The organism is Priestia sp. BR_2, from assembly GCF_041954005.1.
GTDB classification, from domain to species: Bacteria; Bacillota; Bacilli; order Paenibacillales; family Paenibacillaceae; genus Paenibacillus_AQ; species Paenibacillus_AQ lautus_A.
The window spans coordinates 73,173-84,896 of sequence record NZ_JAVFHM010000188.1 but is presented as its reverse complement, the minus strand read 5'-3'; the positions used below and the strand labels follow the sequence as shown (position 1 = coordinate 84,896).

Annotated in this window: 11 protein-coding genes and 1 pseudogene; 4 read left to right on the top strand and 8 right to left on the bottom strand. The window is 51.5% G+C overall.

Features of this window, described 5'->3' with window-relative positions; all coding sequences use genetic code 11:
- Positions 1-88: 88 nt before the first annotated feature.
- Together RB298_RS10720 and RB298_RS10715 are read right to left on the bottom strand one after the other, a co-directional pair.
- Positions 89-1,267, bottom strand: a complete 1,179-nt coding sequence (locus RB298_RS10720) for a M20 family metallopeptidase (RefSeq protein ID WP_375121113.1) — start codon at positions 1,265-1,267, stop codon at positions 89-91.
- 24 nt (positions 1,268-1,291) lie between these two features.
- Positions 1,292-1,801 carry an NUDIX hydrolase gene (locus tag RB298_RS10715; protein ID WP_036665923.1) on the bottom strand — a complete coding sequence of 170 codons (510 nt, stop codon included), beginning with the start codon at positions 1,799-1,801 and terminating at the stop codon, positions 1,292-1,294.
- Between the two features lie 252 nt (positions 1,802-2,053).
- Here RB298_RS10715 and RB298_RS10710 point away from each other — a divergent pair, with 252 nt between their 5' ends.
- Entirely contained in the window at positions 2,054-2,401 is a 348-nt protein-coding gene (locus RB298_RS10710) for a YugN family protein (protein ID WP_009589628.1), read from the top strand.
- Between the two features lie 11 nt (positions 2,402-2,412).
- Entirely contained in the window at positions 2,413-3,630 is a 1,218-nt protein-coding gene (gene ftsW, locus RB298_RS10705; protein WP_009589615.1) for a putative lipid II flippase FtsW, read from the top strand.
- Between the two features lie 55 nt (positions 3,631-3,685).
- Here the strand turns inward: ftsW and RB298_RS10700 are convergent, their stop codons facing one another.
- Positions 3,686-4,072, bottom strand: coding sequence for an Asp23/Gls24 family envelope stress response protein (locus RB298_RS10700; RefSeq protein WP_009589611.1), 387 nt, complete (start codon positions 4,070-4,072; stop codon positions 3,686-3,688).
- 187 nt (positions 4,073-4,259) lie between these two features.
- Here RB298_RS10700 and cax point away from each other — a divergent pair.
- Positions 4,260-5,332: pseudogene (gene cax / locus RB298_RS10695) on the top strand (calcium/proton exchanger).
- Between the two features lie 114 nt (positions 5,333-5,446).
- Here the strand turns inward: cax and RB298_RS10690 are convergent.
- The 5 genes from RB298_RS10690 to RB298_RS10670 form a co-directional block, all read right to left on the bottom strand.
- Positions 5,447-5,734: an Fpa/YlaN family protein gene (locus RB298_RS10690; RefSeq protein ID WP_009589686.1), complete on the bottom strand. Its 288-nt coding sequence runs from the start codon at positions 5,732-5,734 to the stop codon at positions 5,447-5,449.
- 150 nt (positions 5,735-5,884) lie between these two features.
- On the bottom strand, positions 5,885-6,130 hold the full coding sequence (locus tag RB298_RS10685; RefSeq protein ID WP_009589671.1) for an HPr family phosphocarrier protein: 246 nt from the start codon (positions 6,128-6,130) through the stop codon (positions 5,885-5,887).
- Between the two features lie 95 nt (positions 6,131-6,225).
- Positions 6,226-7,341 (bottom strand): aminopeptidase, encoded by a 1,116-nt coding sequence (locus RB298_RS10680; RefSeq protein ID WP_015734316.1) that lies wholly within the window; start codon positions 7,339-7,341, stop codon positions 6,226-6,228.
- A 123-nt stretch (positions 7,342-7,464) separates the two neighbouring features.
- Complete coding sequence (locus RB298_RS10675) at positions 7,465-8,292, bottom strand: hypothetical protein (RefSeq protein ID WP_486047036.1); 828 nt, start codon at positions 8,290-8,292, stop codon at positions 7,465-7,467.
- A 102-nt stretch (positions 8,293-8,394) separates the two neighbouring features.
- The gene (locus RB298_RS10670; RefSeq protein ID WP_096773129.1) at positions 8,395-10,386 is read right to left on the bottom strand and encodes a sensor domain-containing diguanylate cyclase; all 1,992 of its coding nucleotides are present in this window, start codon (positions 10,384-10,386) and stop codon (positions 8,395-8,397) included.
- A gap of 525 nt (positions 10,387-10,911) precedes the next feature.
- Here RB298_RS10670 and rpsD point away from each other — a divergent pair.
- The gene (gene rpsD, locus RB298_RS10665; RefSeq protein ID WP_009589567.1) at positions 10,912-11,514 is read left to right on the top strand and encodes a 30S ribosomal protein S4; all 603 of its coding nucleotides are present in this window, start codon (positions 10,912-10,914) and stop codon (positions 11,512-11,514) included.
- Positions 11,515-11,724 lie beyond the last annotated feature (210 nt).

Sequence of the window (11,724 nt, the reverse complement as noted above, 5' to 3'; positions counted from 1 at the left end):
CCATGTCCTGGATCTGAACTTCCCCTATGATCAATAGGATTTCCAAATAACGAGCGTTCATGCGCGAAGATTGCGATTTTGTGAAAGTCTATGCCCCGTTCTGATAGCTCGACACCATCTCGACCAGCAGCTTCGCCCCGTAGCGCATCGCATCTTCATCAAAGTCGAACATCGGATGATGATGCGGATAAATCGCCCCTTTGTCGGGGTTGCCGGCTCCAACGAAAATGAAGCAGCCCGGAATTTCCTTCAAGTAATAAGCGAAATCCTCCGCCGGCATCAGTTTGGGCGAGACGGTGATCTGATCCGCATCGAACACTCGGGGTGCCGTACGGAAAAATCGTGCGGTTTCGGCTTCATCGTTCACCACGGGTGGGTAGCCGACGAGATATCGAACCGCCGCCTTTGTGCCGTAGGTTTCGGAAACCGTCCGCGTCATATGCTCGATCCGCTCCCGGATCAACGCCCGGGTAGGTTCGTCAAACGTGCGAACCGTCCCCGTGATCCGGCAGGAGGAGGCTATGACGTTTTGCGCCGTTCCGGCCTGCATTGTCCCTACCGTAACGACGGCAGGCTGCAGCGGATCCACGGTGCGGCTTACGATGGTTTGAAGCTGCATGACAAGCGCAGCCCCCGCAACCAGGGCATCGGCCGTCACATGCGGCATGCCGCCATGCCCCCCGCGCCCCGTAATGTCAATGAAAAACTCATCCGCCGCCGCCATCAGCGGACCCGGCGCGCTCGCTGCGGTGCCTACAGGTAACGGCGTCCACAGATGCAGACCGTAGACGACGTCGGCCCCATCGAGCGCCCCGTCCTTGATCATCTCCACCGCGCCACCGGGGCATACTTCCTCCGCCGGCTGGAACATAAAACGAATCTCCCCCTGAATTTCTTCCTGGAACGTGCTGTAATATGCGGCGGCTCCAAGCAGCATGGAGGCATGCCCGTCATGCCCGCAAGCGTGCATCACTCCCTGCACCCTGGATTTGTATTCGCAGCTCTTGCCGTCCTCGATCGGCAGCGCATCCATGTCGGACCGCAGCACAACCGTCCTGCCGGGTTTATCCCCTTTTAATGTCCCTATAACTCCGTGCCCGCCAACACCGGTCTTGACCGCAAGACCGAGTTCCTGCAGCCGGGCTGCTATAAATGCCGAAGTTTCCTTCTCCTGGAACGAAAGCTCCGGGTGCATATGTAAATGACGCCGCCACTCCACCATCCGTGGATACCATTGATCCCAAAATGCTTCCTTCATCAAGTTCATCATCCTTCCCCCGCTATTGGCGGCTCAATCGATCGCAAGAAAGCCGTGGAGTTTGCTCAGCAGCAGTCCGTGCCCAACCATGGCATCCATCCGGCCGCCCTCCTTGATCTTGCGATATACATCCCTGAGCGGGACCCACACCGCTCTAACGTCTTCGTCTTCCTCTTGATTCGACTCCCGGCTCCCGGACACCTTCAAATCGTCGGTGAAATAAAAATAAACGTTCCGGTTGGCCAGAGAAGCCATCGGATAAGCACTGCCCATGTAGGACAGGTCCTTGCACTGCACGCCTGCCTCTTCCTCAAGCTCCCGCTTAACGGCAAGCGCGCGTTCCTCGCCGGGCTTCACCGTTCCGCCGGGAAGCTCCCAGGTGATCTCATTCACCGCTTCCCGATGCTGGCATACCAGTAGCAGGCACCCTTGATGGACGGCCACAACCGCTGCCGAATCCGGAATCCGGTCGATCACGACGATTTCCTTCTGCCCGTTTTCTTCCACTGCATAATACTCCGTGCGGTAAACGACGCGGTTCATAGGCCGTATCCACCCTTCGCTTGAATTGAAGTCCTATGAATATATAACCACCAGGATGGAAAGCGTACATTTCACAGCGTTTTCACTTGCATTTATTTTAACAGAAAAGAAGAATGCTTGCCGTTATCAAAATCTTATCTGGATAAATGGTCTCAATTGAAGCGTGACGGGCGGTACAGGCTTGCACAAGTTCTTGAAACATACTATCATATTAAAGAACTTTGCAAGGACTATTAAGGGGGTTACGACCACATGATTTTCGAAAATACAGGCTTGGACGGATTGCACAGCGATTTAGCTTACCTCGATGAATGTGCCGAGAAAGTAGGCTTCATTCGTTGGCAGTGGGAATACTACCGCGCTACATACGACTTGAAAATCGAAGATAAAAAAAATCAGGCTGAATACTTCCTGCGCATTAACACCCGCGCTGTTGAAGGCAAGCTGGAGAAACCCGACACCATCCTCAAAATCGAAGCGGTATACCTTGGCAAAGCCACGTTCCCGCACGGTCTCGAGTATGAATCCATGGCTCCGCAGCCTGTCATGAATGTGGCCACCAAGAAGCTTCAAGAGCTCAAAGCTCTTCTGGAAGCGTAAGGTCGAACACGATGAATACGACCAAACCTCAGCCGAAGAGAGGGACGCCTGATTTCCAACTGCTGATCCTTACCTTGCTGTTGGTGGGATTCGGACTGATCATGGTGTTCAGTTCCAGCTCCAGCTTGGCCGTTTTCAATGAAAAATTCAATAACGATCCGCTGCACTTCACGAAGCGGCAAGCCGCGTTTGCGGTTCTGGGCACGTTTGTCATGTTTGTGGCCATGAACATCAACTATAAGAAATACAAGAAGCTATTCATACCGGTGTTTTTTCTAACCTTGATGCTGCTGATTCTTGTGGTGATTATCGGTTCCGCAACCAACGGCGCCACAAGCTGGTTTAATTTGGGGAAATTCGGCATCCAGCCGACCGAACTGGCCAAAATCGCGACCATCGTCTATCTGGCAGCGCTGATCACCAAAAAAGGGGAACGAATCCGTCAATGGAAGGGCGGTTTCTTCCCCGTACTCATTATTGTAGGGATCGTAGCGGGCCTGATCATGCTTCAGCCTGACCTGGGCTCCTGCTTCATCCTCGTGGCTACCAGCGGGCTGTTGATTTATGCGGGGGGCGCCAGCCTTAAGCATATTCTCGGCTGTATCTCGCTTGTTGCGCTTGGCCTGGTACTCACGCTCGGCGTCGGATCGCTCTTCAACTCCGGCGGAGATCAGGAGCAGGCCTCCAAGAACTACAAGATGGGACGAATCGAGGCATTCATGGACCCGTTCCATGACGAATCGGACACGGGCTACAATCTGGTCCAATCGCTAATTGCCATCGGCCAGGGCGGCGTTACCGGAGCGGGTTACGGGGAGAGCGTGCAGAAGCTGCATTATCTGCCGAATCCGTACAACGATTTCATCTTCTCGGTCATCGGCGAAGAATTCGGTTTTATCGGAACCGCGATATTCCTGCTGCTCTATTTATACTTCATCCTGCGGGGGATCATCGTGTCGCTTCGCTGCTCGGATCCGTTCGGAACCTTGACCGGCGTCGGCATCATGGGACTTATCGCCATTCAGGCCTTCATCAACATCGGCGGGGTGACCAATACCATTCCGATTACGGGCGTTACCCTCCCGTTCATCAGTTACGGCGGTTCCTCGCTGCTGGTCATGATGCTCAGCATGGGCATCGTGCTTAGCATATCCAGGGACAGCAACCGTCCGATGAAAGAGGAGCAGGTTAAATCCGTAATTAAAAAAGACTACCGGGCAACCGTGTAGTCTTTTTTGTTCATTTTTTTCATTATTAGCGGGGGCTGATCCCCCAAGGTTCGTCTTATTTGGCTCGAAGCTGAATATCGTCGATTTCGTCGTCTTTGAAAGCTACACCTTCGACCTTCACGTTGACCTCAACCACGCGAAGCCCTGTCATGCTCTCGACAGCTTCGCGGACATTCTGTTGAAGCATGCGGCACACTTCATGTATAGGCGTCTCGTAAAGCACGATAATCCGCAGGTCGATCGCTGCCTCCAGCTGCCCTACTTCTACCGTAACACCCTTTTGCACATTTTTGCCGCTCAGCCGCTTCGCCCAGCCCTCGGACAATCCACCGGACATGGCTGCAATACCTGGGGTTTCCAAGGCAGCCAATCCGGCAATTTTCGAGACGACATCATCCGATATTCGAATCAAACCGTTATCCAGTTGAAGTTGTTCCGTCATGCCATTTCCTCCTTCACCTCATTATCCGTTATTGTAAATGGTAACGGGCCTAAAAAGCAAATGCTCGCTTCTGAAAAGAACGATAATTTTTCGAAAAATTTGGGTATATTGTAAAAAGCGATACGAGAATCGTCGTTTTCGCTCGCAAGTACTCATCAGTACATAAACCATAAGGTAGGTGTCGGTTATGAAGAAATGGCTCAATCCCGCGCTTCTGATCTTTACCTTTTTGCTTAGTGCGCTGGGACATTTTGCGAATTGGAACTTCACGCTCCAATTCATTCTGTCTGCCATCGCGGTTATTTTTGTCGCCGGTTTTCTCGGCAAAGCAACGGAAAGCGTCGCGCATTACGCCGGCCAACGGCTCGGGGGATTCCTGAACGCTACCTTCGGCAACGCGGCAGAGCTGATCATCGCCATCCTGCTGATTAAGGAAGGTTTGTACGACATGGTGAAAGCCAGCATCACCGGCTCCATTATCGGCAACCTGCTGCTCGTCCTCGGGCTCAGCCTGTTTGCCGGGGGCCTCAAATTTAAAATCCAGAAATACAATGTGACGCTGGCTGGTCTGAACGGATCCTTGATGACGCTGGCCATTATCGCCCTGTTCATCCCTGCGGTCTTTCTGAATACCCATTCCATTACGGAGGGTGAAACCAAGACGCTCAGCCTCATTGTGGCGGGAATTCTGATCGTGGCCTACATCGCATGGCTTGGATTCTCGATGATCACCCATAAAAATTATTTGGCGGATGTCAGCGACGACCACGACCAGGATGCGCTCCCGCACGAACGCGGTCCACTTGGTCCAAGAAGCGCTCGATTCTGTACCTTGTCATCGCCACCGTGATGGTTGCGTTTGTCAGCGAATGGCTTGTCGGGGTGCTTGAGCCCATCAGTCACGAATATGGCCTGAGCGAGCTGTTCATCGGGGCCTTCCTGGTAGCGATTATCGGGAACGCCGCAGAGCATAGTGCTGCCATCATGCTTGCGATGAAGAACAAAATCGGCGCGGCCGTAGAAATTGCCGTCGGCAGCAGCCTGCAGATCGCCCTGTTCGTTGCTCCCGTGCTTGTGTTCATCAGCTTCTTCCTTGGGGATACGATGGATCTCGTCTTCACCACGCTGGAGCTGGTCGCCATCGGCGTCGCCGTATTCATAGCCAGGTCCATTACGCAGGACGGCGCCTCCAACTGGTATGAAGGCCTGCTGCTGCTCGCCGTATACGTCATACTGGGCGTCTCCTTCTTCCTCGTATAAACCTTGGAGGCGGTGATTGCCACGGATTCAAATCTAATCGAAAAGCTAGAAAAAAACGCATGTCGCGGGAGCGCGACATGCGTTTCTCTATGTATGCGCCTGTACGAGTACAGGCTATTTGGATTGATTCATGGCTTCGTACAGGACCGCCAGATTGCGTTCAAGCTTGCTGATCAGCTGCTTTCCCGTACTTTCCGGAAGAAGCCCGGCCCGCACCGCGAAATCAACCTCTTTTGAAAAACCGTACATTTGAGTATCCAGCACTTCCTCATAGAGAGGGCAATAACGGGTCGCCAGATTCTCCATCTGTACTTCAATAAGCTTTAGGATTTTATCTGCATCTTCATGAAGAAGACTGATCGCTTTGAGATTCAGCTGTTCCTGTAAATCAGATGAAGTCATGATCTTCCCCCCTATGTCAAAAATCACAGCACAGTTACTATCTTTAATATTAGTCGAAATCGTTTCTCAATACAAGGACCTGAACAAAATAGACCCCTTCTCTACGAAAAAACACCCTTCCATGGATTGAAAGGGTGTTTTTGGCGAATGTTATTCAGCCACGACGGATACGTTCAAGCCATGCTTGGTGAATACGTCGATCATTGCTTTTTTAGCTTCATCGGCATCAGGACCATGTACATGCAGTTCATAGCTTTGGCTGTTGACAAGCGTTGTGAACAGACCCAGGATGCTCTTAACATCAATGTACTTGTTCTCCGCCTGCAAAACGATGGAGGATGTGAACTGGCTGGCTGTTTGCGAAATTTCTACGATAGATTGATTGTTATTGGACATACGAATCCCTCCGTAACTTTAGGATCTGAATAAAGCTCATCACTGCACCTTCATGATACATTGAATCCGTTTTCTTATGCAACATTTTTTCCAATCTATTTAAGATTTTCCGGATTTAATGCTTCCAGTTCTGGAATAACGAATAGGCCATCCTTGCGGATCAGGCGATCATCAAAGTAGATTTCCCCGCCGCCGTACTCCGGACGCTGGATCAAAACAAGATCCCAGTGAATGGAGGATCGGTTGCCGTTGTCTGTTACATCATATGCTTGGCCTGGCGTAAAATGCAGGCTTCCTGCAATTTTCTCATCGAAGAGAATATCCTTCATCGGTGTCAAAATGTACGGGTTGAAGCCGATGGCAAATTCGCCGATGTACCGCGCACCCTCATCCGAATCCAGGATCTCGTTCAGCCGCTTCGTGTCGCTCCCTGTTGCTTCGACGATTTTCCCGTTTTCAAAGCGGAATTTAATATTTTCGAAGGTGACTCCATTGTAAAGAGTCGGTGTGTTGTAAGCGATCGTCCCGTTAACCGAGTCACGAACGGGCGCGGTGTACACCTCGCCATCCGGAATGTTCTTCTGGCCGGAGCACTTTTCCGCGCCGATGTTTTTGATCGAGAAGCTGAGGTCCGTTCCCGGTCCCACGATGCGAACCTTGTCGGTATTCCTCATCAGCTCGGCCAAAGGATCCTGGGCGCGGTCCATTTTGGAGTAATCCAGATTGCACACATCGAAGTAGAAATCCTCAAAGGCCTCCGTGCTGGTGTTGGCAAGCTGCGCCATGCTGGCGTTCGGGTAACGGAGAACAACCCATTTGGTGCGCTTCACGCGCTCTTCGCTATGTACGGGATGCGAGTAAAGGGCATTGTACAGCTTCATGTTCTCTTCGGGCACGTCAGCCATATCGTTGACGTTCTCGCCTGCGCGGATGCCGATGTAACAATCCATTTTTTTCATGCGTTCAAGATCCAGCTCTGCCCACAGCTCAAGCTGCTCCTTATTTGCGTTCTTCAACATCGCGCGCTGGACCGTACGATCCGTCAATTGCACGAACGGACGGCCGCCTCCCTTCGAGACCTCCTCGATAATGGCATTCAGCAGATCGCGCTCCGATCCGATCATTTCGATGAGCACATTTTCCCCTGGCTGCATATCCACGGAGTAGTTCACGAGATTCTGAGCCAATTTTTGAATTCTGGGATCACGCATATGTCTTATCCTCCTTATGATGACTGTTCCCTATTGTATAAATTGAACAGCGGTAAATTTATATTATTGTAGCACGCCGGGCAGCCTCGCGTCAGCGCTCATCGTGAAAATATTTTTAATGGCTCAATAACCGGTAAACGTAACATCCGACAGCAGTGTTTCGGTACGTGTTTTGCCTTGTTCGTCCACAAAGGATAACCTGCGCTCCATGGTCATCTTGGTAGGCAGCTGGCTTTTTCTGTTAATGGTTACATGACAGACCGAAACGGCATCCGCCTCATTCAGCATGTTTTTCATTTCATGGTAGTCCCTTTCCCAGATCTCCTTCAGCCGCTTGCGAACCTTCGGATCGTCGCTGTATAACGGGTCGTCTTTGCGTTCAATCCGCTCAGCCAACGCCTTCATCTGATCATCCAGCGACTCCTGCACCATATGGGCAGCCGCCTCGGGCGACAGCTCGACACGCAGCACCTTGGTTCCTCTTGCGGCCCCCAGTTCCCGGGTTACGGTCTTCTCCGACTTGCCCATGTACTCCAGCAATTCCAGCGGATTTAACCGGTTCATCCACATTCCCCCGGCATGCTCCGACGAGAGCGTGTTCCACTTGCCATCCTTTCGCTTGAGCGTCACGGTAAGTTCATTCGATTTATATGCCGACTCGGCAGACATCTTGTCATTCTTTATAACGGTGCTTCTCTCTTTTGAAGATAAGGTCAGGTCGGAATGATGCCGCAGATTCCCTTCAAACGCCAGGCTTTCCTCAAACGGTCCTGTTTCTCCGCTCCGAATCGCCGTTTCTCCTCGAAAAGAGAAATTATCGATGCCGGACAGCCCCGACAAAGCACGGTTAAACGCTTCTTCGGCAGTCAGCTGATCCTGCCAGGCGCATCCGGTTAAGCCAAAAATGAATACCATCAATGCGATGACGCTTCGTAACCTTCTGTTTCGCATAATCATCAGCCTCTCGTTGATCTTGCTATTAGGCTATCCGCGGCCCCTTACATTATGCAGATCACAGAAAAAACCCTGCAGCCTCTCTTAGCTGCAGGGTATCTAATCCATTCCGATCTCGGCTTCGGCCCTCTCCACGACGATCCGGTTGCGACCGCCGTTCTTGGCTTCGTAGAGCGCCATATCCGCCCGATAGAAGAGCGACTCCACGCTGATCTTGTCATTGGTCCAGTTCCACTCGGAAATCCCGCAGGACACCGTTACGCGCGGATCGGTCTCTTCGGCCACCCGCAAGCGAATCCGTTCTGCAACCTGCACCGCCTGCTGAATGCCAAGTCCCGGCAAATACACCGCAAGCTCCTCACCGCCCCAACGGGCCGGAATATCGCTGTGACGAATGGTTGTTTTTACGATGCTGCTGACCTGCTTCAGAATCTTATCCCCCCGCTGGTGCCCGAATGTGTCGTTGACCTGCTTGAATTCGTCGATGTCCACCACGATGAGCGAGCCGCAAAAATCACGGTTCTGGCATTCATGGATCATTTCATCGAGATAATGTCTCGCGTACAGCTCGGTCAGCATATCCCGGTTAGCCATTCTTCTCACTTCCGCATGCAGAAAGGCATTGCCGATCGCCAAGCCGATATGGCTTGTCAGCGCTTGAAGCAGCCGATAGCTGTCGTACGAGAAATAATGCCGCTTCGCATGGGTGAGCAGGACGACGCCCCTCACCTCGCCGTTAACCATAAGCGGAGTAGCAATCATCGAGCTGGACCGCGTACTCTCCATCAGCCTGGATTCTGCCGGACGCTCTTCCTGATAGTCTGACAGAATGAGCGGCTCCTTTGAATGATAGACAAGGCCCCCCAGGCCGTAGTCCTTCTCGAAGACCTCCTTGGCCAGCCACTCGGCGTTGCAGGATACCACCTCTAGACCGCCAAGCTCCTCGTTATGGATCAGAATGCAGCAGTAATCCGCCTCAAGGATCTTGAGGAGCTCATGATTGGCGAATTGAAATATCTCCGCCAAATGCAAGCTTTTGTTCAGCCGCTGGGTCAGCTCATTAATCATGCGAAGCTCATGGATCATCAGGTTGGATTGCTCGTACAGTTTGGCGTTCTCGAAGGCGGTGCCTGCGGCATCGGCCATCATCCCCAGCAGCTCCAGATCCATATCGGGCAGTTCCGACTTGTCCACTTCAACGTGAAGCACCCCATACACGCCCTGCTTGCCTCCCATGGGAATCCCGATCTCCACCAGCGTGTCGGGTTCTTCATGCTCATGAATCGTCAGGGAACCTTCCATAAAGGTGCGAACATAAACCTCTTCCTGCCAATGATGGAGCAGCAGCGGACGCACGAGCGGATGAACGCTTTCATGGTCCTGTGACATAAATAATTCGACTTTCGCCTTGGGATACAGGGCCAGGACGCTATCAATAGCCTCCACCAGCACGCTGTCCACATTGATCTGCACATGCATCCGCTTCACGTACTGAAACAAGATGGAACGCCTCTGCACTTCACGTTCGGCTTGGCGGTGGACCTTCTCCAGGTCATCCGCAAAGATGTACTCCATCTGGCGGTAGAAGCAGGAACGGAACAGCAATGCGTAAGTTTCCGTCAGCATGAGCGACTGCTCCGGCTCCATCCTCCCCGAGGCAACGCTGACCATCACCGCAAAAAAATCGCCATGGACGCGCGTGAACAGCGGGACAGCGCACAGCACCCTTCCCTCAAGCGAACCCTTGCCCATGCCTTGGGCGGCTTCTTTCGAACGGAGCGTATGCGCCAGCGTCTCATCCTCGCTTGCATGAACGTATTCCGTTAGTTCGGGTGCCCCTGTCAGCCAAGCTCCCTCATGAGAAAGAAGGGCCCAGCTGAATTTCCGCATCGCCTGCGTGCCAACGCTTTCTCTTAGCCACTCCAGATAGCTGTCTGATATGAGAGGCTGAATATAAGGGAAATCATGAGGTGTAATATCCAAGCCCTGAAGCCATAGACGAGGCTCGTTTCCAGGAATTGGCCCGGCATCATTGAACATGACCGCAGAACCGGGAGAGCTTTCATACACTTTCCGTTGTTCTTCTGACATATTGGGCGCTCCTTTGCACCATTATAAAAGGCCTATCCAAGACTGGCGTTCCGATTCATAATGTAAGGATCCATTCGACTGCCGCATGGCGGCAACCCGGCTGTTCAACATGTTGGGGAATGATAATAACCAAAAAACACTACGATATGTAACTAGATAATTGCTACTACTTATTCCAATATCATATTACTCTTTTCTACCCATTTTTGCATCAGAATTTATGCGTTTTTCACAATAATTTTAGGTCCATGGTCCTATCGACAAAATTAGACAAAAACCAAGTTATAGTAAGTTGCAGGTTGAACTTGACTTTATATCATTACTTCATATAATATTTATTGTTGAGTAAGAATGCAATGCATTCGATGAATTTGGGCGGGTTGTGTCACCCTCACGTTATTTGTTACTGACAGGACAGCGGCTGAACTTTCCTGGCAGATCTTCCGGAAGATGACGGATAGAGCAAACAAATACGGCGCAAATAGAGCCCTAATGAAACTTTAATTAAAAAGGAGTCTATATAACATGGCACGTTACACCGGTCCTAAATTTAAATTAAGCCGTCGTCTGGGAATCTCCCTGAGCGGTACAGGTAAAGAATTGGCAAAACGCCCTTTCCCTCCAGGTCAGCATGGTCCTAACCAACGGAGAAAAGTAAGCAACTACGGTATGCAGCTTCAAGAAAAGCAAAAGCTGCGTCACATGTACGGCTTGGGCGAGAAGCAATTCCGCACCCTGTTTAACAAAGCTACCAGCATGAAAGGTATCGCGGGTGAGAACTTCATGTTCCTGCTTGAGAGCCGTCTGGACAACCTGGTTTACCGTCTTGGCTTCAGCAACTCCCGTGCGGGCGCTCGTCAATTGGTAGCTCACGGTCACGTGACTGTGAACGGCAAGAAAGTCGATATCGCTTCTTACGCTGTAAGCACTGGCGATGTAATCGGCCTTCGTGAAAGAAGCCGCAGCCTCTCTTCCATCAAGGAAGCTTTGGCTAACCGCGTGCATCTTCCAGCTTACCTCGAGTTTGATGAAGCAGCAATGGAAGGGAAATACATCCGTCTTCCAGAACGTTCCGAGCTTTCCCAAGACATCGACGAGAAACAAATCGTCGAATTCTACAACCGTTAAGATTTATTCGGAACCCAAAAAACCTGAAGGCCCCGGCCTTCAGGTTTTTTTTGTCGAGCGCGGCTTTTTCTTCGAATCAAAAGGCTCCGCCTTAAACCAGGGGCCTTCAAAGCTTTTTTCCCGTATGAACTTGGCGGCATATGTATTGCACCCTTCCCAAAAAAGTCATTCTTCCTCAAAAAAGGACACCCTATATAGGTACACATGATT